General features: G+C 60.8%; 15 protein-coding genes and 1 riboswitch. Of the genes, 10 read left to right on the plus strand and 5 right to left on the minus strand.

Going from position 1 to position 21,980, the window contains the following annotated elements; translation table 11 throughout:
• The first annotated feature begins 29 nt into the window (after positions 1–29).
• Positions 30–161, plus strand: a riboswitch (TPP riboswitch).
• A gap of 92 nt (positions 162–253) precedes the next feature.
• The 6 genes from thiC (at position 254) to EEQ99_RS03045 (ending at position 5,128) form a co-directional block, all read left to right on the plus strand.
• Complete coding sequence (gene thiC / locus EEQ99_RS03020; protein ID WP_127430009.1) at positions 254–2,077, plus strand: phosphomethylpyrimidine synthase ThiC; 1,824 nt, start codon at positions 254–256, stop codon at positions 2,075–2,077.
• Positions 2,077–3,054 carry a glycine oxidase ThiO gene (thiO, locus tag EEQ99_RS03025; RefSeq protein ID WP_127430010.1) on the plus strand — a complete coding sequence of 326 codons (978 nt, stop codon included), beginning with the start codon at positions 2,077–2,079 and terminating at the stop codon, positions 3,052–3,054. The genes thiC and thiO overlap by 1 nt, the downstream gene beginning before the upstream one ends.
• A gap of 4 nt (positions 3,055–3,058) precedes the next feature.
• The gene (gene thiS / locus EEQ99_RS03030; RefSeq protein WP_018245349.1) at positions 3,059–3,256 is read left to right on the plus strand and encodes a sulfur carrier protein ThiS; all 198 of its coding nucleotides are present in this window, start codon (positions 3,059–3,061) and stop codon (positions 3,254–3,256) included.
• 3 nt (positions 3,257–3,259) lie between these two features.
• Positions 3,260–4,033 (plus strand): thiazole synthase, encoded by a 774-nt coding sequence (locus tag EEQ99_RS03035; protein WP_097544216.1) that lies wholly within the window; start codon positions 3,260–3,262, stop codon positions 4,031–4,033.
• The gene (locus tag EEQ99_RS03040) at positions 4,030–4,635 is read left to right on the plus strand and encodes a thiamine phosphate synthase (RefSeq protein WP_127430011.1); all 606 of its coding nucleotides are present in this window, start codon (positions 4,030–4,032) and stop codon (positions 4,633–4,635) included. Before EEQ99_RS03035 ends, EEQ99_RS03040 begins: the two co-directional genes overlap by 4 nt.
• Positions 4,636–4,933: 298 nt before the next feature.
• Positions 4,934–5,128, plus strand: coding sequence for a hypothetical protein (locus tag EEQ99_RS03045; RefSeq protein ID WP_097544218.1), 195 nt, complete (start codon positions 4,934–4,936; stop codon positions 5,126–5,128).
• Between the two features lie 343 nt (positions 5,129–5,471).
• On the opposite strand, the gene EEQ99_RS03050 is transcribed toward EEQ99_RS03045, so the two are convergent.
• The 3 genes from EEQ99_RS03050 to EEQ99_RS03065 form a co-directional block, all read right to left on the minus strand.
• Positions 5,472–5,687, minus strand: a complete 216-nt coding sequence (locus EEQ99_RS03050) for a hypothetical protein (protein ID WP_097544219.1) — start codon at positions 5,685–5,687, stop codon at positions 5,472–5,474.
• Between the two features lie 1,292 nt (positions 5,688–6,979).
• Entirely contained in the window at positions 6,980–12,517 is a 5,538-nt protein-coding gene (locus tag EEQ99_RS03060) for a trifunctional serine/threonine-protein kinase/ATP-binding protein/sensor histidine kinase (protein WP_127430012.1), read from the minus strand.
• A 714-nt stretch (positions 12,518–13,231) separates the two neighbouring features.
• Complete coding sequence (locus tag EEQ99_RS03065; protein WP_097596365.1) at positions 13,232–13,867, minus strand: response regulator transcription factor; 636 nt, start codon at positions 13,865–13,867, stop codon at positions 13,232–13,234.
• 548 nt (positions 13,868–14,415) lie between these two features.
• Here EEQ99_RS03065 and EEQ99_RS03070 point away from each other — a divergent pair.
• Positions 14,416–14,811: a response regulator transcription factor gene (locus EEQ99_RS03070; RefSeq protein ID WP_097544222.1), complete on the plus strand. Its 396-nt coding sequence runs from the start codon at positions 14,416–14,418 to the stop codon at positions 14,809–14,811.
• 181 nt (positions 14,812–14,992) lie between these two features.
• Here EEQ99_RS03070 and dinB read toward each other — a convergent pair whose 3' ends face one another.
• Positions 14,993–16,084, minus strand: coding sequence for a DNA polymerase IV (gene dinB / locus EEQ99_RS03075; protein WP_097544223.1), 1,092 nt, complete (start codon positions 16,082–16,084; stop codon positions 14,993–14,995).
• Between the two features lie 3 nt (positions 16,085–16,087).
• Positions 16,088–16,351 (minus strand): hypothetical protein, encoded by a 264-nt coding sequence (locus EEQ99_RS35030; protein WP_097596376.1) that lies wholly within the window; start codon positions 16,349–16,351, stop codon positions 16,088–16,090.
• Positions 16,352–16,518: 167 nt separating this feature from the next.
• Between EEQ99_RS35030 and EEQ99_RS03085 the strand changes: the two genes are divergently transcribed.
• From EEQ99_RS03085 to EEQ99_RS03095, 3 genes are read left to right on the plus strand one after another with little or no spacing between them, the layout of a single operon-like run.
• On the plus strand, positions 16,519–17,277 hold the full coding sequence (locus EEQ99_RS03085) for an ImuA family protein (protein ID WP_097596375.1): 759 nt from the start codon (positions 16,519–16,521) through the stop codon (positions 17,275–17,277).
• Positions 17,198–18,709: a Y-family DNA polymerase gene (locus EEQ99_RS03090; protein WP_097596364.1), complete on the plus strand. Its 1,512-nt coding sequence runs from the start codon at positions 17,198–17,200 to the stop codon at positions 18,707–18,709. Before EEQ99_RS03085 ends, EEQ99_RS03090 begins: the two co-directional genes overlap by 80 nt.
• Positions 18,709–21,972 (plus strand): error-prone DNA polymerase, encoded by a 3,264-nt coding sequence (locus tag EEQ99_RS03095; RefSeq protein ID WP_097596363.1) that lies wholly within the window; start codon positions 18,709–18,711, stop codon positions 21,970–21,972. Before EEQ99_RS03090 ends, EEQ99_RS03095 begins: the two co-directional genes overlap by 1 nt.
• Positions 21,973–21,980 lie beyond the last annotated feature (8 nt).

Raw genomic sequence — 21,980 nt, forward strand, 5'->3', positions numbered from 1 at the left:
ACGAACTCGGCCCAGGACATAGTCTTTGCGACATTCACCAGGGGGGTCCCGGCAAGGGGCTGAGATACTGCTGGACAATATGGCTTTGCCTGTTGTGGCGCAGTGACCCGTTGAACCTGATCCAGTTCATACTGGCGTAGGGACGGTGCAAGCGCTCGAAGGCTTCGGATTCCCGCGTGGATTCCATGCCGGCGTCTTTCCATCATTCCGGCTGATTGACTGGGTCTCCAATTGCAACTTGGAGCCTCAAACCATGACCATTGCCGCAAAGAACGTCACACCCACCGTCACCACCGGCCCGCTACCGGCGTCGCGGAAAATCTACATCCCCGGAGATATGCACTCCGACATCCGCGTGCCGATGCGCGAAATCAGCGTCCATCCGACATCGGGAGAGCCGCCCGTCGTCGTCTATGATTGCTCCGGCCCTTACACTGTCGAGGGCGCCGATATCCGTATCGAGCAGGGCTTGTCACAGTTCCGTCGCGGCTGGGTGATCGCCCGCGGAGATGTCGAGGCCTATGAAGGCCGCCATGTGCGTCCCGAAGACAACGGCTTTGTCAGCGGCGAACGGCTGACACCGGAATTTCCGGCCAAGCGCCAGCCGCTGCGGGCGAGGGGCGACAAGGCCGTAACCCAACTCGCCTATGCACGCGCCGGCATCATCACTCCGGAAATGGAATTCATCGCTATCCGCGAAAATCTCGGCCGCAAGGCACAGGCGGAGGCCATGAGCCGCGATGGCGAAAGCTTCGGCGCCCATATTCCCGATCATGTGAGCCCGGAATTCGTCCGCCAGGAGGTCGCCGCCGGCCGGGCGATCATTCCCGCCAACATCAATCATCCGGAAAGCGAGCCGATGATCATCGGCCGGAACTTCCTGGTGAAGATCAATGCCAATATCGGCAATTCCGCCGTCACCTCCTCCATGGCGGAGGAAGTCGAGAAGATGGTCTGGGCGATCCGCTGGGGTGCCGACACGGTCATGGACCTGTCGACCGGCCGCAACATCCACAATATCCGCGAATGGATCATCCGCAATTCGCCGGTACCGATCGGCACCGTGCCGCTCTACCAGGCACTCGAAAAGGTGAACGGCATTGCCGAGGACCTCACCTGGGAGGTCTATCGCGATACGCTGATCGAACAGGCCGAGCAGGGCGTCGATTACTTCACCATCCATGCGGGCGTGCGGCTTGCCTATATCCCGCTGACCGTCAATCGCGTCACCGGCATCGTTTCTCGCGGCGGCTCGATCATGGCCAAGTGGTGTCTGCACCACCACCGGGAGAGTTTTCTCTACGAGCATTTCGAGGAGATCTGCGACATCTGCCGCGCTTACGACGTTTCCTTCTCGCTCGGTGATGGCCTGCGGCCAGGCTCGATTGCCGATGCCAACGATGCGGCGCAGTTCGCAGAACTGGAAACGCTCGGCGCGTTAACGAAAATCGCCTGGGCGAAGGATTGCCAGGTGATGATCGAAGGTCCCGGTCATGTGCCGATGCACAAGATCAAGGAAAACATGGACAAGCAACTCGCGGTCTGCGGCGAGGCGCCTTTTTATACGCTCGGGCCGCTGACCACCGATATCGCGCCGGGCTATGACCACATCACGTCCGGCATCGGGGCTGCGATGATCGGCTGGTTCGGCACCGCCATGCTCTGCTACGTGACGCCCAAGGAACATCTCGGCCTGCCGGACCGCAACGACGTCAAGGTGGGCGTCATCACCTATAAGATCGCGGCACATGCCGCCGATCTGGCCAAGGGTCATCCGGCGGCGCGGGTGCGCGACGATGCGTTGTCGCGCGCCCGTTTCGAGTTCCGATGGGAGGACCAGTTCAACCTCTCGCTCGATCCGGAAACCGCCCGCTCCTTCCACGACGAAACGCTGCCGAAGGAGGCGCATAAGGTGGCGCATTTCTGCTCCATGTGCGGTCCGAAATTCTGCTCGATGCGGATTTCGCACGATATCCGCGCCGAAGCGCAGAAGGAAGGGCTGGAAGCGATGGCGGCGAAATATCGGGAGGGTGGCGACCTGTACATGCCGATTGAAAACCTTCCGGGTAACGCATAATGCCTACGTTTCTCGTCAAAGGGGCTGGTGTTGCCGGCCTCGCGGCAGCCCATGAGCTCGTCAGGCGGGGCTTTTCGGTCGAGGTGATCGAGAAGGCCGGCGCGGCGGGACTTGGCGCCTCGCACTTTGCTGGAGGAATGCTCGCGCCCTATTGCGAACGGGAAGCGGCCGAAGAGATTGTCCTGACATTGGGCCTGGGCGCGGCCGGATGGTGGGAGGAGGTCGTGCCCGGCGAGGTTCGTCGCCGCGGTACTCTGGTCGTGGCGCAGCCGCGCGACCTCCCCGATCTCGTCCGGTTTGCCGCGCGCACCACCGGTCATGTCTGGATCGATCGCAAGGGTGTGGCCGACCTCGAGCCTGCACTAGCCGGCCGCTTCGAAAAGGCTCTTTTCTTCGAGCAGGAAGCGCATCTCGATCCACGCCGCGCACTGGCCAGACTAGCCGGCAGGCTCCGCGAGCGTGGCGTCGTCTTCCATTTCGGCGGATGCCAGCCGCAGGACCGGCGGTTTGCCGGCGTGCTCGATTGCACCGGGCCAGCGGCGATACCGCGACTTTCCGGCCTGCGCGGCGTGCGAGGCGAAATGCTCTATCTGGAAACTGCGGATATTACCCTTTCCAGGCCGGTTAGGATGCTGCATCCCCGCCATCCGATCTACATCGTGCCCCGCGACGATCACCGTTTCATGGTCGGGGCGACGATGATCGAGGCTGACGATGACGGACCGATTACCGCGCGTTCGCTCATGGAATTCCTGAACGCGGCCTATGCGCTGCATCCGGCGTTTGGCGAGGCACGCGTTGTCGAGACCGGGACTGGCATACGTCCGGCGTTTGCCGACAACATTCCGCAAGTCATCGAGACGGAGGAGGGGCTCGCGATCGCCGGCATGCATCGGCATGGCTTCCTGCTGGCGCCCGCCATGGCGGTGCGGGCCACCGATATTCTCCTCGAGCGGCATTCACTTCTGAAAGGCTAACCTCATGAAACTGATAATCAATGGCGAAACCCAGGTCTGCGAGGCCGTAACCCTGGCCGAACTCCTTCATGTTCTGGAATACGAGGGCGACTGGCTGGCAACCGCCGTCAACGGAGATCTCGTGCATCGCGAGGACCGAGCCGATCACCGGCTCGACGATGGTGACCGTATCGAAATCCTGTCCCCGATGCAGGGAGGTTGATCCATGCTTTCTCTTTATGATGCTGCACTGTCTTCGCGGCTTCTGCTCGGCACCGCGCGTTATCCGTCGCCGGCCGTCCTTGCCGAGGCGGTCAGCCGGTCCGGCGCGGAGATTGTCACCGTCTCGCTTCGCCGCGAAACGGCCGGCGGAAAGACCGGTGGAGCCTTCTTCGAACTCATCCGCCAGCTCGCGGTCCGCGTCCTGCCAAATACCGCGGGATGTCACAGCGCGTCCGAAGCGATCCTGACCGCCAAGATGGCGCGCGAGATATTCGGTACCGACTGGATCAAGCTCGAGGTGATCGGCCACCACGACAGTCTCCAGCCGGATGTATTCGAACTGGTCGAAGCCGCACGCATTCTTTGTGCGGAAGGGTTTTGCGTATTTCCCTATACGACGGACGATCTGGTGGTGGGTGAAAAGCTGGTCTCCGTCGGATGCCGGGTCTTGATGCCCTGGTGCGCGCCGATCGGTTCTGCGGCCGGTCCGCGCAACCCTTCCGCGCTCACCGCCATGCGGAGCGCCTTTCCGGACATACCGCTGATCGTGGATGCGGGGATCGGGAGACCGTCGCATGCGGCAACAGTGATGGAATTCGGCTACGACGCGGTGCTGCTCAACACGGCGGTCGCCGTCGCAGGCGATCCGCCTGCCATGGCTGAGGCGTTTGGCAAGGCGATCGAGGCCGGAAGGCTCGCTTATCTTTCCGGCATGCTGGAGCCACGCGACATGGCGGTACCGTCCACCCCGGTTGTCGGAAAGGGCGTTTTCGCATGAGACTTGATCCCTTCTATCTCATTGTCGACAGTTCCAAATGGATCGAACGTCTCGTGCCGCTGGGCGTCAAACTGGTGCAACTGCGGGTGAAGGATCGCCCGGACGAAATCCTGCGCCAGGAAATCCGGCGTTCGAAGGCCGTTTGCGCAGCGGCGAAGTGCCAGCTGGTTGTCAACGACTACTGGAAACTGGCGATCGAGGAGGGATGCGATTTCATCCATCTTGGCCAGGAGGATCTTGGGGAAGCCGACCTTGATGCCATTCGCAGCGCCGGCCTGAAATTCGGCCTTTCCACACATAACGCGTCAGAGCTCGAAACGGCTTTGGCTGCGAAACCTGACTATGTGGCGCTCGGTCCGGTCTATCCCACCATTCTCAAGCAGATGAAATGGGCGCCGCAAGGCCTGGAACGGATCACAGACTGGAAGAGGCGTGTCGCGCCGTTGCCGCTGGTGGCGATCGGCGGGTTGAATGTCGACAGGCTACAGGGCGTATTCGACGCGCGCGCCGACACCGCGGCCGTTGTCACCGACATTACCTTGAACGTCGATCCAGAAGCGCGGACGCGCGAATGGATCGAACGCACGGCACCGTGGCGTTAGGGAGGTGCCGCCACGCGATGCGAGCTTTTGGAAGGATATACAAGTAGATAGCATCCCTAGTGCTAATGTATCTCTTCACTGGCGGGTAGTAAAATGCTCTACAGTGAGCGCCGTTTAAAGGCAAACCACCTGACCCTGCATGGGCTCCTTTGCCGCCGCGGGGATGCGGGCCTTCTTCCTCTGCCGAGTTGCTGACTAGCGTCGCGGGCCTCGCAGATCCAAGAGCCGCCGAGCAGTCACATCTGACAGACCGCTCACAATCGACGAAAGTCGTTACCGCACCCGGAGGCAGTACACGATGGCAGCGCAAAGATATAGCCGTCGCAAGAACCTCAATATTTACTGGACGGTGTTCGATAAAGTCGTCGGACAGCCGGCCGTCGTCAATGGGTTTGTCATGGACATGCTGACCGCCGAGGAGGCGGATAACTTGGTAGATCTGCTAAATCGCGGCAACCAAGCGAGCCTCTGGTGTTACGCTGAATGGTTCTAGAGGCAACCGGCTGCCGCACATTGCGGTGCAACTCGCGCTGGAACGCGGCTACTTCGTCGGAGCATCAATACGGAACGGCGATGGTTTACAAGGTGGGAATATCGTTGTGAAGTTCCAGTCGGACCATCGAATCCTTCGACGTCGAATGCCGGCGAAGTTGTTTGTCGCAACCGCAAAGGAAAATCTATGTGGCGGTGGGTTCTGCTGTGCAGACTATTCCACACCAAAATTCCTGCGCCATGATCGTGCCGCTGGATAATCCCTCGTCGGATCGATTCGCGTTAGAACTTTGCGAAGCCTTCCATCTCGTTCGGTCGTTTGGGCGGGGTCGATATGCTGGACCTCAATTCCCGCCAAGAATATTGAGGGCGTCTTGCAATCTAAGCGCAGCCAGCGCCCTCGTTGCCTCGTCGACGGGCCATCCGGCCCCCATTGCCGCCGACAGCAGGGTGACCTCGGTGTGAAGCTCCAGTCTCTCATAGAGGGGCTCAAGCGCCTCTCTGGCGGTGACAAGATGCTCGTCTGGAGGCGTGATAGGAGTCGGAGATACCGTTGGCATTCTGCGTCCCTTCCTAACGGTTTTGGAACCTGATTGGCCATGGTTCCAAGTGAATGGCTGCCGACGCCGATGCGAACATGACCAATTTGGAGGGGCCAGCACTCAGGAGTAAAAGGTAAAACGAAGAGTGTAGGTCCGCCATCATACTTGTGTATGCGCAAATTATACGGAGGCAGCACACAGGCGGGCTGCTAGGGAGCTATGCCCGGCTCAGCCACTCATTTCGAGCATGAAGGGTGCCCACGTTGCTCCGTGCTCTCCTAGCGGCGCAAACGGCTTCCAAGGTAACGCAGTCCGGGACGACGTTCTATCTGGTTGATGTCATCGACGTGGGAAGAGGAGCGCGCCGAAGGCATCTCATCGCGAGGAGCGGGTGGTGGTCTGATTTCTGGTAGCCGGCCCCGATGAACGGCTAAACCCCCGTATAAGTCGTCTCCTCCTCTTCGCTACTCGATCCTTCCTCGAGATCAATAGCAGGTCGAGCGGCGTCCTGTTACGGTCAGGGTACTTCTCCCGCGCGGCAATGTCATCGAGCTCACGAAGGCGTTCAACACGCCTCCTGATGCCTGCATCAATGACAGACTTGAGGCCATTCACCAACGATAGGTGCCGGCGAGCCGATGGGTCGGACCGTTTGCCTAAGGATTGAGACCATGACACATGAACTCCACCGCATCCAAATCGAACTGGTCCCATTGACGCTGTTTCCCAGCGCATATGGGGAAGCTGGGCCTTGCGCTCCGGGCTCTCCGCTCCACACACCGCCCGATATTTCATCATGGCCGCCTACGGACTTGGAGGCCCATTTGATGATGTTCTCCGTCATGCCATTCGAAACGATCAAGTCTCCCTGGGGACAAGCGCTGCACGCCCAGAGATCTGCCTTTACCCTATATGTTACTGGAACCCAGTTCGGTCTTCTGTGCTACTCCGTCGGGCTTGTCCGTCTGTTAGACGGCTTCGGGATCTCTGCCCTTCAGTGATTTCCGCGACATGCCGTAAGCCGGGTTTGGGTCCAGAATTGAGGATCATCGAGCTTGGTGCCTAGCACCTTTTAGCTCGTGCAGGCATCTCCGTTGCCTCGTCCAGTTTCCTGGCGCACGATTTCGCGGCACGATCGATGCGCTTGTTGTTTTCGCCACTGCCGCCCCCGTTGGCCCGAAGACTGCGACGTGGACGTGAAAGCTTCGGCCGTACCTCAGTCGTCTCGTGACGGAGAAGCGGGCCAGGTCGACGGCCTTCAGCCTGAGACCTGCCCAGGCTGCGAGAGCTTCAGCCCGTTGTTGGTCCTATCAGTTTCCCAACATTGCCATTTGGTCGGCATGCTTTGCGCCAGCGGTTTCGTCTCGTTCGAGAGGCAGGGTGAACAGAAACACTGCCCCACGTGGTTCACCAGCGGTGGCCCACATTCGACCCCCGTGAGCCTCGATAATCGAACGGCAGATCGCCAGGCCCATGCCCATGCCGCTCGATTTGGTCGTGTAGAAAGCCTCAAAGAGACGATCCACTGTCTGCGGGTCAAGGCCCGGACCCTTGTCGCGTATCCTGACGACAACGGTTCCTGAGGCATCTGCCCCGGTGCTGATCAGCAGTTCGCGCTCTTCCTCGTTGATGCTGCTCATCGCCTCGATTGCGTTCATGATCAGGTTTAGGATCACCTGTTGTAGCTGGACGCGGTCTCCTTCCACCAACGGGAGGCCCGCCGCGAATTCTGTCTGCAGCGTGACGCCGTGGCGGAGCACTTCACTGCTGGTCAAGGCAATCACGTGACGAATGGCTTCATTGAGGTCGAACAGCTCCTTGCGAGCCGGCTCCTTCTTGATCAAGGCACGGATCCGGCCGATGACATCGCTGGCTCGATTGGCGTTCTCGACGATCCGGCCCAGCGCCTGAGTCGTCTCCTCCAAATTGGGCGGATGGGTTCCGAGCCAGCGCAACGCCGCCTGGGCGTTGGTGAGCGATGCGGCGAGCGGCTGATTGACTTCATGGGCGATGGACGCTGTGAGCTGGCCCATTGTGGCGACGCGATTTGCATGGGCCAGTTGCCCTTGCACCTCGCGCAAGGCTTCCTCGCTCTCCCGTAACGCCTCTTCGGCCTGCCGCCGCTCCGTCAGATCGAGGACGAAAGAGACACCTTCGTTCCTGCCTTCTTCTAGAAGTGCACCGCCGATCAGCACGGGCAGGCGGGTGCCATCTTTCCGAAAATACTCCTTCTCGAACGGCTGGACTGCCCCCATCATCTTCAGCTCTGCGACGGTCCGTGCGTCGCGGTCGCGCCATTCGACCGGCGTCAGGTCCGTCCAGGATAGCCGACCCGAGGCAAGATCCTCTCGGTCGTAGCCCAACATGCGGAGAAACGCGTCATTGGCTTCAAAAATGCGACCTTCGATATCCCAGATGATAATGCCGATGATGTTGGCCTTGACGAGGCGACGGAACTTGGCTTCGCGTTCAGCGAGATCGCGGTACAACCGGGTATTCTCCAGTGAGATTGCTGCCTGCGAGGCGAGCAACTTCAGCACCGCGATCCGAGCTGGCGCGAAGACCCGAGGGGCGAGGTTATTTTCAAGATAGAGTACCCCGGTCAGTTGGCCCTGATTGAGCAACGGCGCACAGACGATAGAACGAGCACGGTGCCGACAAATATATGGGTCCGCGGCAAATGGATTCTGAGCTGCTGCGTCGTCGAGGACCACGGTTTCGTTCGTGCGCAAGATATAACGAAGGAGCGATTGTGGCAGCGTAAACTCTGTGACGATCGCGTCGAGCATCTGCACCGCGACTGCTTCACCGCAAGTCGTGGCCTCCGCCGCGATCCGTGACTCACCGCCGCGCGGCAGGATCAGCAGGCCGCGCTCGGCGCCCGCCTGCTCAACGGCGGTGCGCAAGATCGTGTCGATCAGCTTTTGAAGGACGATTTCGCCTGACACGGCTTGTGAGATTTTGATGACGGTTGCGAGGTCGAGTTGCTCGACCGGGGCACCAATAGTGCTTGTTGGAGCGGGACTGCGTTCGTCCCCTCTCAGGTCCGGATAGAGCTGGTCGAGTTGCCGCACCTTACCGTCGGCACCCCAGCGTAAATAGCAGCCTCGCGCGTTGCGGAGATAGAGACGAGTGAAGTCTTCGAAGCCTCCCAGCGCATAAAAGCGGGCGGCGAGTTCATATGCGAGGGCTTCATGATGAAGGAAGCCGTTGGCGCGCGCTGCGCGGATCGCTTGTTCGTATAGGCGCACGGCGTCGATTTCGCGGCCTTCAAGGCGCGCTATCTCGGCGCCGACAAGTGCGGCGCGATTCTCGAAGTTCTCCGGGCAATTCTTCGCATAGATCTGAAGCTGTCGGTGGTGGAGAACCAGAGCCTCCGTATGCCGCGCCCGCTGGTCTGCCACAGCATCGTCGCAGCACGCGGCGCGGGCCAGGGCACCGTAGAAATGATGCTCCGGCGTCTCTTCGAAATGCGCTACGGACGACCATGGCAGCCTCTGCGCCCGCAACGACGCATCGACGGCCGCCTCATAGTCGCCGGCGAAGAACCGGGCCTGGAGTTTTCTGACGAAGTAGCAGATTTCCGCAAGATTCGGATTTTCCGAAAACCGGCGTTCGATCTCGAATTCGTCAAATCCGTCGTCGTCAAAGGAACCGAATTTCCGGGTCAACCCGCGCAGCGTCCGGACGAGCCCGAGCTGCGCGCTGGTGAGATCTACGACGAACTGGAACTGCACCTTTTGCGCAAATGCGAGGCCGGTCTCCGCTTGGTGTTGCACTTCCATAAGCGGATCTCCTGCTGCCAGCAGATTCGAATTCAAACTGGCATAGCTGTATCCGGCAAACGTCAGGTCACCGCTCTGATCGGCAATTTCAAGGGCTCGCCGCAACATGTCGCGGCCGATTCGGACATGTCTCGTCCACGGAATGACGTGAGCCCCGAAGTCTTTGTAAGTCCTGGCCTGAAAGCGTTTCAGGTCGCGCTTTTCGACCAGTTGGCAGCCTAGCTGACCGAAGCGGAAACCGGCCTCATAGTCACCGAAGCGCGGCCCAGCAATATAGCCAAGCGACACGTAATGGTAGCAGGAGCCGTCGCTGTTGCCGCGCTCGAGGCTCAGATTCACAGCCAGGCAGATTGCCATACATGCTAGGTTCGCGTCGGTATGCCATACCGCCCCCACGAGCCGGGCGAGAATATCCAACGTCGCGGAGGATGCTGGGTCGCTCATCAATGGCAGATCAATGAGATCCTTGATCGCGCGGCTCCCGAGCTGCAACCAGATCCGGTCGTATTCTCGTTGCACCTCCGCGTCGGCCGGATGCGGCGACCAGTCGACGCCGAGATACCGCCTCAGATATTCGAGACCGACGTCTGCGGAGCGGCTGGTTTGCCCGAGCGCAGCATAGAGATCAATGCGCAGGCAGGCGACAGCAGCCTGGTCGTCGGCGCCGACAGCACAACTGGAAAGCTGGGCTAACCGGCCCTCCGCATCCGGCAGAGCGCCAAGCAGGAACTCGCATTCGGCCCGGTTCAGTTCAAGCGCAAACGCCAGTTGGTGCTGGCGCTGCCACCGGTCTTTCGAAAGCATCATCGTGCCAGCAACGAAATAGCTCAGAGCGGAAGCGTATGCCGTCGAGGCCTTGGCGCGCTTGCCGGCCATCAGATTAAACTCTGACAGTTGCTCGCGCTCCTTAGCCGAGTTGATCAGTGCGGCTCCGCGATTAAGCTGGCTGACAATCTCGAAGACATGATCGTCAATCCGCTCCGGCGTAGTATTCGCCGCAAGTCGTCTGCCTATGCGAAGGTGTAACTCGCCGCGTCGATCCTCCGGGATCAGCGAATAGGCGGCTTCCTGAACGCGATCGTGGACGAACCGGTACGTGCCTGCCAGACGCTCGAGCAGTTCATGAGCGACGGCAGGCCACAAGGCCCCGGCGACTTGCTCCTCCGGGATCCCGAGCACGAGTGAAAGCACCCTGATATCTGCGGTGTTTCCAAGACAGGCGATCTGCTGCAACGCCTCCCGCGTTTCGGGCGGCTGACGCGCGAGCTTGCCGACCATGAGATGCACGACGTTGTCGGTGTATCCCATGGAGTGAATGCGGCTGAGATCCCAGGACCAGCATGCCGCGCGATAGTCGAAAGCGAGCACTCCCTCTTCGGCGAGCGAAAACAGGAACTGACGGACGAAGAACGGATTGCCGCCGGTCTTGTCGTGCATCATTCGGGTGAGCGGGGCCGCACGATCAGGCTGACAGTGGAGCGTATCCGCGATCAACTGCTGGAGATAGTCCTCAGTGAGCGGCGCAAGCGTGATCTCCGCGACCTTGCCGCCCGCGGTCTTGATCACGTCAAGCGTCCGCATCAGCGGATGGGCGGCAGTGACTTCGTTGTCGCGATAGGCACCGATCAGCATGAGGTGTTGCAGATCCGACCGGGTCAGCAGATCCTTAAGCAGATCGAGCGTCGCTCCGTCAAGCCATTGGAGATCGTCGAGGAACAGCGCCAGCGGATGTTCGGGCCGGGCAAAGACACTGATGAACCGCCGGAATACCAGTTGGAATCGTCGTTGCGCGTCCTGTGGTGGAAGTTCCGGGACCGGCGGCTGGTCGCCGATGACGAGCTTCAATTCGGGGACGAAATCGACCATCAGCTTTGCGTTCGGTCCCAGCGTCTCGCTCAGCGCCTCGCGCCACGGTGCCAAATCCGCCTCGCTCTTGGCGAGGAGCCCTTTCAGCAGACCCTGAAAGGCCTGCGCCAGGGTCGCGTAGGGGATGTCCCGTTTGTACTGGTCGAACTTGCCGGACGCAAACAGCCCGCGCGGCGGCACCAGTACCTTGTGGAGTTCGTTGACCACAGCCGACTTTCCGATGCCGGAATAGCCAGAGACCAGCACTAACTCCGGCGCCCCGCCCAGCACCACACGGTCGAAGGCAGCGAGCAAGGTTTCGACCTCATGCTCCCGCCCGTATAGCCTTTCGGGGATCAGCAGCCGGTCTGCGATATCGCGCTCGCCGAGCGGGAACGCCTCAATCCGCGATTCCATTTCCCATTGGCTGAGACAGCGCCTCAGATCGTGCTCGACGCCGCCTGCCGTCTGGTATCGTTCCTCGGCCGTCTTGGCGAGCAGCTTCATGACGATGGCCGAGACTGCCGGTGAAACGTCCGCCGTCCGCTCCTTGGGCGACATCGGCTGTCGTGCAATGTGGCAATGCACCCATTCCATCGGGTCGGAAGCGGCAAAGGGCAGGCTCCCGGTCAGCATTTCGTAAAGTGTCACGCCGAGCGCATAAAGGTCGCTGCGGGAGTCGATCGAGCGGTTCATGCGCCCGGTCTGCTCGGGGGCCATATAGGCAAGCGTTCCCGCAACCACTTCGGGCGGCTCGAGCGCTTGCCGCTCGCGGGATAGGCGTGAGGCAATGCCGAAGCCGGTTAGCCGCACCTCGGCGCACGTGCCCGCTACCAGGATATTGGCCGGTTTGATGTCCTTATGGACCAGGCCGCGCTGGTGGACTCTGCCGAGCGCAGCGGCGATGCTGATCGCTAGGCGCAAGAAAAGTCCGGTTTCCATTGCCGCTCCGAGCCGGCGGGCGAGCGGCTCGCTGCCCGGATCTTCAAGCACCAGCATGGTCCGGCCGCCCTCGCGCACCAACTCAAGCGGTCGCACCGCCCACGCGCTATCGAGCTCATCCTTCAATCCGTATTCATGGTCGAGGCGGCCGAGGCTTGAAGGCGTCGGATACTCGAGGGCCGAAATCACGACCAGAACCGGGTTCCACGTGCCGTCGGCACCCAGGCGCCGTTGCCTGTGGAACACGCGATCACCGTCCTCCCAAAGAACCTCCAAACTCCCATCTCCACCAACGCGTTTCGGAGATCCGTCCGGTCAAATTGGCCAAAGCGAGCACATATGACGAACCGCAACCACTTCCTCACTTCTTACCACATCTCGCCTGCCCGTCCCAACAACGAGGCCATCACCCGCCCGGTCGATACGTGGTCCACCTCTAGGAAAGACCGCCCAGCGGCTGCTGGGCGGTCGGGCGGGTCGTGGACCCGTAGAGCTTCGGATGGAGGGAGCGCCGAAGCTTGGTGGTAGCAACGGGGGGATTCGCTACCTGTCTCGCGAGGCAACGACTAGTCTAGCGATGGAAGGGACGACGCGACATTATACTGTGGTTTCGCTTTGCGATACCTTGGAATACCGGCACGGACACCCCTCAGCAGAACTTCTGCTCAGCGACTCATGTCGGCGAAGTCATCCTGGCCCGCAATGACTGGGGCGATGGTCTGCTCCTCTAACCCCGCGCATGGGTGCCGTCAGTTCGATTCGGTGTCGGTTTCCGTGTTGGAGTCGAAAGTGTCTTGCAGGGACTGAGGCCAAAAAGAAGCCTCCCGCGGGTGGGAGGCCAAGGCGGGCCGATCGGTAGCGATCCGGCCTGGGAGGAGGGGGAAATGAACGCGCACCATAGAGGAGGGCTTCCGCAGGGGCTATTGGCCACCAGGAAGGATCGATTACCAATGAGCGGGGGATGACCTATACGCGCAGCCAAGACCTTTATCAGTTCGTTTGAGTCTTTCCTGGCGCGAGCATCAGCTTGTCAGCCATACGCGCGAGTTCGGGCAGGGATCTGGTGCCCATCTTCTGCATGACCTGGCTGCGGTGAACCTTCACGGTAATCTCGCTGACGCCTAGAGCGCTGGCAATCTGCTTGTTGAGCCGTCCTGTCACCACCAAAGCCATCACCTCGCGCTCCCGTGGGGTCAGGCTAGCGAAACGAGTGCGCACCGTCGCCAGCGCCTTTTCATTTTCAAGCCATTCGCGGTCGCGCGCCAGGCCGATGTGAATGGCGTCGAGCAAGTCCTGGTCTCGGAACGGTTTCGTCAGGAACTCGACCGCGCCCCCTTTCATCGCTTTGACAGACATGGGGATGTCGCCGTGCCCGGTGATGAAGACAATCGGCAACTGAATGTTTTCTCTCGACAGCTCGAGCTGAAAATCAAGACCGCTTTGTCCCGGAAGCCGGACATCGAGTACGAGACAGGTCGGTCCATCGGGTCGCCCGGACGTGAGGAAGTCGCCCACGGAAGCGAGGAGGTTGACGGCAAAGCCGACCGAACGCAGCAGACTCCCAAGCGCCTCCCGGACCTCGGGGTCATCATCGATAACAATGATGGTCGCTAGCGCCTCGGTCAATCGTCAGAACCCGCAATGTGAATCGACGTTGGCATAATTTACTATCTACGCCTATTGGCCACGAGATGAGTAAACGAATGCCGAAATCGGGTTTCCTTTCGCACGCCACCATGCGCGATAATCACCCCGGCCACAAGGGTGGATGCCGGCGGCCGCAAACGGCGTTTTGCGCATCGTGGAGCGGCCAGCGTCGCCGGCGAACGAACCTTCTGTCGGGGCGCGTCGGTTGGTTCGGGTAGAGTAGGCAGCCTGCAGGACGGCTCTCCACCCTTTCGGCGCGGGCACATTCGAGATGACCGTCCTCCAACCCACATTTTATGCATTAACGAACTTGCCACGCGTATGGCTCTGTTTTCGCAGCGCGCGTCGGTCTCCTCATTTCCATGTTCCGCGCGTTCACATTCCCAATCCGTCGCAGAACTGTTTAGACAGCGTATACGAGCGTATAGCTTGCGGTGCCTTTGTCGCCGCCCGATAATAAGTCCATCCAGCAATTTGCCATAACGCCATTTAGGCGCGACGCCCATCGGCGAAGTCGGGAGGCGGCGGTGCCAACCAAGAAACCTCTGATTGCGATCGTCGACGACGACGAGTCGATGCGGGAGGCTATCAAGGGGCTCATAAGGTCGATGGGATTTGACGCCGAGACCTTTTCATCCGCGGATGATTTCTTGAGATTCCCTGATATCCGCCGCACGGCCTGCCTTGTGACTGACATCAATATGCCCGGAATGAGCGGGCTCGATCTGCACCACCGGCTGGTCGCGCTGGGCAAGAGCGTTCCGACTGTTCTGATCACCGCCTTTCCGGAAAAGAATGTGCGCGCGTCTGCGTTGGGCGCGGACGTCGTCGGCTGCCTGACAAAACCGTTTGGCGAACAGATTTTGCTTGATTGCATCCGTTCTGCGCTAGTTCTCAATAGCGAGGGCGAAAGCGGTTCGTGAGGTCGGAAATTCCAACGGAATTTCACATCAGACGGCTTCGACGAAACTCCGACCTCTCAGCTTCGATCTGCCGCAAGCAGGTCAAGGGAACTTAGGCGAGGGGCGGTACCACTGGCAGGCGCGGGAACGCCGGTGCGGAGCGCATCCAATCTAAAACCGACCGCGTCACATCTAATGTGACCTAAAACGCGAGCTGCAACTGCGGCGTCGCTTCAGATCTGCGCCGCTCCAGCGAAGACAGCGACACGCCGAGCAGACGGATGCCTTTTCGCGGCGGGAAGATTGGCGCGAGAAGCATATCGACCACCTCCTCAAGATTGGCAATTGCTGGCAGTGCTGACGGAACTGTCTTGCTACGGGTGATCTGGCTGAAGTCGGCATACTTGACCTTGAGCGTCACCGTCTTGGCGCCGATTTCATTGGCCTCGCAATAGCCCCAGACCTTTTCGATCAGCGACTGAAGCCCGTCGCGCGCGGGTTCATAAGAATGGATGTCGGCAGAGAAAGTGTCTTCCGCACCGACGGATTTCCGCACCCGGTCCGGTCTGACCTGGCGATTGTCGATGCCGCGGGCGATGCCATAAAAATACGGCCCTGACTTTCCGAAATGTTCGACGAGGAAGTCGAGCGTTTTCTCCTTCAGGTCCGCTCCCGTTTCGATCGCGAGCCGATGCATCTTCTCGGCCGTTGCCGGTCCCACGCCATGGAATTTCTTGACGGGAAGCTGTTCGACGAAGGCGGGGCCGTTCTTGGGGGTGATGACGGCCTGGCCGTTCGGCTTGTTGAGGTCGCTTGCCATCTTGGCCAGAAACTTGTTGTAAGAAATTCCCGCCGACGCGTTGAGCCCCGTCGCCGCCTTGATCCTCGCTCGGATCTCTTCGGCGATCTCGGTCGCAATCTCCATGCCCTTCAGGTTTTCGGTGACGTCGAGATAGGCCTCGTCGAGCGACAGTGGCTCGATCATCGGCGTGTATTCGGCGAAAATCGAGCGGATCTGCAACGACACGGCTTTGTAAACATCAAAGCGCGGCTTGACGAAGACAAGGTCCGGGCATTTCCGCTGGGCGGTCACCGAAGGCATGGCGGAATGGACGCCGAATTTGCGTGCCTCGTAACTGGCGGCCGCCACGACCCCGCGGGCAGCAGGACTGCCGACAGCAACCGGCACACCTCGCAGCTCCGGATTGTCGCGCTGCTCGACCGATGCGTAGAAGGCATCCATGTCGACATGCACGATCTTGCGCGGCCGTTCGCGGTTGTCTTCGCCTGTCATTATCTAGCTTCCATCAGCAAGACCATCACTCAAACATGGGAAGTGTGCTCCACACTTGTCACCTCGCGGCGTCTGCATCCGCTCGCAGCCCATGGCCATGCGCCGGCGGATTTCCGCGAAGGTGACGCTTGCGCCAAACGCTTTGACCAACAGTTTGCGCTCATGTGTACAATGGCGATCGCAGAGGAGGCATATGAGTTCGACCACCGGGACCTGGTGATCTTGCAGTCTCGGGATCGTATCTTCCACAAGCCGCGTTCGGCGCATCCAAAAATATTCCTGTCTCAACATCCGATTGAATCCGCTGGCGATTTTTATCTTTTGTACCGGCGCTCAACTTCAGCGGGTCATATGCGCATTGACTCATTTATCTCTTCGGAACAAATACAGAACATATTGCTGTTACTCAAGCCGAAAACGGGTTGCCCGAGATCATGAAGTCAGCCGTCGCCCCAAACGCCGTCCTCGACGGGCTGCGCGAGCAGATCGCGCACCTGGAAGGCGCCGGTCGGCGCAGCCGAGGCGTTTTGCCTTTCGGTGTCGCGCAGATCGACGAGCGGCTTCCGGGTGGTGGATTGGCCTATGGCGCGCTGCACGAATGCGCCGGCGGCGGGACCGGCACCGTCGACGGGGCGGCGGCCGCCCTGTTCGTGAGCGGGATTGCCGCCCGTACCAAAGGCAAGGTCGTCTGGTGCCTGACACGTCCTGACCTGTTCTTCCCGGCCTTGGCGCAGGCGGGTCTTCATCCGAACCGGGTCGTCTTCGTCGAGTCCGACAAGGAGGAGGACGTCCTTGCCAATATGGAGGAGGGCCTTTCATACGGCGGCCTCGGGGCGGTGATCGGCGAGATCGTCCGGCTGCCGATGGCCGCGTCCCGGCGGCTGCAACTCGCAGCCGAGAAGAGCGGCACGATGGCGCTTGCAGTGCGGCGGTGGCGACGGCAGACCGAGGCCAGCGACTTCGGCCAGCCGACGGCGTCGACCACGCGCTGGAGGGTGAGCGTCATCCCGAGCGAGGAACTGCCGGTTCCGGGCGTCGGGCGGGCGAGATGGCTTCTGGAACTGATGAGGGTGAAAGCGGGTGAGTGCGCCGAGTTCGAAGTAGGAGCCTGCGATGCCGAGGGTCGTATCGATATTTTTTCCCGATCTGGCGACGGACAGGATCAGGCGGGCCGATCCCGCCATTCCCGTTGAGGAGGCGATCGCCGTCATTTCGAAGAGCGGTTCCAAACGCTGGGTGTCGGCCGCCGATCCCGCGGCCAGAAAGGCTGGCGTTCACGTGGGCATGCCGGCCGCCAAGGCGCAGGCGCTCTTCCAGGGCCTCCGGATGATCGACGCCGATGCCGCCGCCGATGCAGCGGCGCTCGATCGCATCACCATGTGGGCGCTCAGCCAGTATTCGCCGATCGTCGCCGTCGACGCGCCGGACGGCATCGTCATGGACACGGAGGGCGCGGACCATCTACAGGGCGGCGAGGAGCGAATGTTGACGAGCATCGCCAACCGCTTCCGCGCCAAGGGCCTGACGACACGGGTCGCCATCGCCGACACGTGGGGTGCCGCCCACGCATGCGCCAGAGCGACCAGCCGCGAGACCGTCATGGTTCCGAGGGGCGAGACCCTCCGGGCAGTGGAAAAGCTGCCGATCTCTCTTCTACGGCTTCCTGAGAAGATCGTCGGCGACCTGCGGACGCTCGGCTTCAAGACAATCGGCGAGCTTGCCAATACTGCTCGCCCACCGCTTACGCTCCGCTTCGGGCCGGAGGTCGGCCGCCGCTTCGACCAGATGTTCGGCCGCACGCCTGAGCCGATCGATCCCATTCGAACAGCCGAACTTGTCGAAGTCAGCAGGGCGTTCGCCGAACCTATCGGCGCCGCCGAGACCATCAACAAGTATGTCGCCCGACTGGTCGTCCAGCTTGTCGATGCGCTGCAGAGAAGGGGGCTCGGCGTCCGTCGCGCAGACCTCATTGTCGAGAAGGTCGACGGCACCCGGCAAGCCATCCGCGCCGGGACCGCCAAACCCGTGCGCGATGTCGCCTGGCTGACGAAACTGTTCAAAGACAGAACCGAGAAGATCGAACCCGGCTTCGGTATCGAGAAGATGACGCTAGTGGCGGTCATGGCGGAGCCGCTAGAGGAAGCCCAGAAGACGTCGTCGCTGGTCGAAGACGAGGGTGTGGACCTCACGCCGCTCATCGACATCTACGGCAACCGTGGCCAGCGGGTCTATCGCGTCGCCCCCTTTGCTTCCGACGTTCCCGAGCGCTCGGTCCGGAGGATCAGTGCCGCATCCGATCCGATAGAGGCTGCCTGGGTCAATCACTGGCGCCGGCCCGTCCGCCTGCTTGCGCGACCAGAGCAGGTCGACGTGATGGCGCTGCTGCCAGACCATCCGCCCGTCTGGATCATGTGGCGGGGCAAGCGCCGGAAGGTGAAGAACGCCGATGGTCCAGAGCGGATCTTCGGCGAATGGTGGGAACGCAACTCCGAGATGGCCGCGGTCCGCGACTACTTCGTCATCGAAGATGATGCGGGCGAGCGTCTGTGGATTTTCCGTTCCGGCGACGGCGTGGATCCTGAAACCGGGAACCATCGGTGGTTCATGCACGGGATCTTTGGCTGATGAGATATGCCGAACTCCAGGTCACGACGCATTTCAGCTTTCTCCGGGGAGCGAGTTCTGCGCAGGAGCTATTCGAGACTGCGAAGATACTGGGAATTGGTGCCGTTGGTGTCGTTGACCGGAATTCGCTTGCCGGGATAGTCCGCGCACTGGAGGCGTCGCGGTCGACCGGGATCCGGCTCGTCGTCGGCTGTCGGCTCGATCTGCAGGACGGGATGTCGATACTGGTCTATCCCACCGACCGCGTCGCGTACTCCCGGCTCACGCGCCTGATCACGCTTGGGAAGTCCCGTGGAGGCAAGAACAACTGCATTCTGCATTGGAACGACGTGGTCGCATATGCCGATGGCATGATTGGAATCCTCGTGCCGGATCTTGCCGACGAGACCTGTGCCGTCCAGCTTCGGAAGTTGGCCGAGATATTCGGCGATCGCGCCTACCTGTCGCTCTGCCTTCGACGACGTCCGAACGATCAGCTCCGGCTCCATGAGCTGTCGAACCTCGCAATCCGCTTCAAGGTGAAGACCGTCGTGACCAATGACGTGCTTTTCCATGAGGCCGGGAGGCGGCAGCTTCAGGATATTGTCACGTGCATCCGGCACAATACGACCATCGATGCCGTTGGTTTCGAGCGCGAGCGCCATGCGGATCGGTATCTCAAGCCTCCCGACGAGATGGAGCGCCTGTTCCCGCGCTATCCGGAAGCGCTCAGGCGCACGATCGAGATCGCCGATCGATGCAAGTTCAGCCTCGAAGAGCTTACCTACCAGTATCCGGAAGAAGCCATCGTCCCCGGCAAGACCGCGCAGGAATCCCTTGAGCACTATCTCTGGGAATGCGTGCCGAACCGCTATCCGGAAGGCCTGCCGCCGGAGGTGCTGAAGACTGTCCGGCACGAGCTCGCCCTCATCCAGATAATGAAGTATGCCCCGTATTTTTTGACGGTCTTCAGCATCGTCAAATATGCGCGCAGCCAAGGTATTCTGTGTCAGGGACGCGGATCGGCGGCGAACTCGGCCGTCTGCTACATCCTCGGTATCACGAGCATTGATCCCTCGACCAACGATCTTCTGTTCGAGCGCTTCGTTTCGCAGGAACGGGACGAGCCGCCGGATATCGACGTCGACTTCGAGCATGAACGTCGCGAGGAGGTGATCCAATGGATCTACAAAACCTATACGCGCGAGAAGGCCGCTCTGTGTGCGACGGTCACCCGCTACCGGGCCAAGGGCGCCATCCGCGATGTCGGCAGGGCTCTGGGGCTGCCAGAGGACGTGATCAAGGCGCTGTCATCTGGCATGTGGTCATGGTCGGAGGAGGTTCCTGATCAAAACATCCGCGACCTTGGCCTGAACCCCGATGATCGCCGTCTTGCACTCACCTTGAGGTTAGCGCAGCAGCTTATGGGCGCGCCTCGACATCTGGGCCAGCATCCAGGCGGCTTTGTGTTGACGCATGACAGACTGGACGACCTTGTGCCGATAGAACCCGCCTCGATGAAGGATCGCCAGATCATCGAGTGGGATAAGGATGACGTGGAGGCGTTGAAATTCATGAAGGTCGATGTGCTGGCGCTCGGCATGCTCACCTGCATGTCGAAGGCTTTCGACCTGATCCGGGAACACAAGGAGGTCGACCTCGATCTCGCGAAGATCGAGCAGGAAGACTCGAAGACCTACGCGATGATCAGGCGCGCGGACACGCTCGGAACTTTCCAAATCGAATCCCGCGCGCAGATGTCGATGCTCCCAAGGCTCCGGCCGCAGACGTTCTACGATCTCGTGGTTCAGGTTGCTATCGTTAGGCCGGGGCCAATCCAAGGCGACATGGTGCACCCCTATCTCCGCCGCCGTGAAGGCAAGGAAAAGATCGAATACCCGACACCGGAACTGGAGGCCGTTCTCGGGAAGACCCTCGGAGTGCCACTCTTCCAAGAGAGCGCGATGCGCGTGGCTATGGTCTGCGCCGGGTTCACGGGCGGGGAAGCCGACCAGCTCCGGAAGAGCATGGCAACCTTCAAGTTCACGGGCGGCGTATCGAGGTTCAAGGACAAGCTGGTATCCGGGATGGTCAAGAATGGCTACACCGCAGAATTCGCAGAGAAGACCTTCTCACAGCTCGAGGGATTCGGATCCTATGGTTTCCCCGAAAGCCATGCGGCCTCGTTCGCTCTCATCGCCTACGCCTCCAGCTTCGTGAAGTGCCATTTTCCGGATGCCTTCTGCGCGGCGCTCCTGAATTCCCAGCCCATGGGCTTCTATGCTCCCGCGCAGATCGTCGGATGTGCCAAGAACCACGGTGTGCAAATTCTACCGGTCTGTGTGAACCGATCTCGCTGGGATTGCACGCTTGAACGCGTCGGCAACGGCGACCGCCATGCCGTTCGTCTCGGGATGCGGATGGTCAAGGGACTGGCGGCCGCCGATGCCGCTCGGATTGTCGCCGCCCGGATGGATACGGTATTCGAGAGCATCGACGACATGTGGCGGCGTTCGGCCGTTCCGTCCGAGGCTCTGAAGCAACTCGCCGATGCCGATGCATATCTGCCGTCTCTGGGGCTTGAGAGACGTGATGCGATTTGGGCGATCAAGGCCCTCCGTGACGAGCCGCTACCTCTGTTCGCGGCCGCTGCCGAGCGCGAGATGAAAGCGATCGCGGAGCAGCAGGAACCGGAGGTCGCACTCCGGCAGATGACCGACGGGCACAATGTCATCGCCGACTACAGCCACGTCGGGCTGACGCTACGCGAGCATCCGCTCGCCTTCCTGCGGAAGGATCTGCAGAAGAAGAACATCGTCACGTGCGCGGCAGCGATGAACGCTCGCGACGGCCGCTGGCTGATGACCGCGGGCCTTGTCCTCGTCAGGCAGAAGCCAGGATCGGCGAAGGGCGTGATGTTCATCACCATCGAGGATGAGACGGGTGCTGCCAACCTGGTCGTCTGGCCATCCTTGTTCGAAAAGCGCCGTCGCGTGGTGCTCGGATCATCAATGATGGCGATCAATGGGAAGATCCAGAGGGAGGGTGACGTCGTCCATCTTGTTGCACAGCAGCTCTTCGACCTGTCCGGCGATCTATCCGGTCTGGCGGATCGCGACACAGGTTTCAGGCTACCGACAGGCAGGGGCGACGAGTTTGCGCATGGCTCTCCCGGAAGTTCGGATTCGCGGGATCGACCGAAGCCTCTGCCCGAGCCGAGGGATATCTTCGTCAGAGATCTGCACATCGATACGCTGAAAGTGAAGGCGCGAAACTTCAACTGAAACGGCAA

It is taken from the genome of Rhizobium anhuiense (assembly GCF_003985145.1).
GTDB lineage: Bacteria > Pseudomonadota > Alphaproteobacteria > Rhizobiales > Rhizobiaceae > Rhizobium > Rhizobium anhuiense.

Coding starts and splice junctions, on each gene's coding strand:
- thiC (WP_127430009.1), top strand. CDS start 254: ATGACCATTGCCGCAAAGAACGTCACACCCACCGTCACCACCGGCCCG.
- thiO (WP_127430010.1), top strand. CDS start 2,077: ATGCCTACGTTTCTCGTCAAAGGGGCTGGTGTTGCCGGCCTCGCGGCA.
- thiS (WP_018245349.1), top strand. CDS start 3,059: ATGAAACTGATAATCAATGGCGAAACCCAGGTCTGCGAGGCCGTAACC.
- EEQ99_RS03035 (WP_097544216.1), top strand. CDS start 3,260: ATGCTTTCTCTTTATGATGCTGCACTGTCTTCGCGGCTTCTGCTCGGC.
- EEQ99_RS03040 (WP_127430011.1), top strand. CDS start 4,030: ATGAGACTTGATCCCTTCTATCTCATTGTCGACAGTTCCAAATGGATC.
- EEQ99_RS03045 (WP_097544218.1), top strand. CDS start 4,934: ATGGCAGCGCAAAGATATAGCCGTCGCAAGAACCTCAATATTTACTGG.
- EEQ99_RS03050 (WP_097544219.1), bottom strand. CDS start 5,687: ATGCCAACGGTATCTCCGACTCCTATCACGCCTCCAGACGAGCATCTT.
- dinB (WP_097544223.1), bottom strand. CDS start 16,084: ATGACAGGCGAAGACAACCGCGAACGGCCGCGCAAGATCGTGCATGTC.
- EEQ99_RS35030 (WP_097596376.1), bottom strand. CDS start 16,351: ATGCGCCGAACGCGGCTTGTGGAAGATACGATCCCGAGACTGCAAGAT.
- EEQ99_RS03085 (WP_097596375.1), top strand. CDS start 16,519: ATGAAGTCAGCCGTCGCCCCAAACGCCGTCCTCGACGGGCTGCGCGAG.
- EEQ99_RS03090 (WP_097596364.1), top strand. CDS start 17,198: ATGCCGAGGGTCGTATCGATATTTTTTCCCGATCTGGCGACGGACAGG.
- EEQ99_RS03095 (WP_097596363.1), top strand. CDS start 18,709: ATGAGATATGCCGAACTCCAGGTCACGACGCATTTCAGCTTTCTCCGG.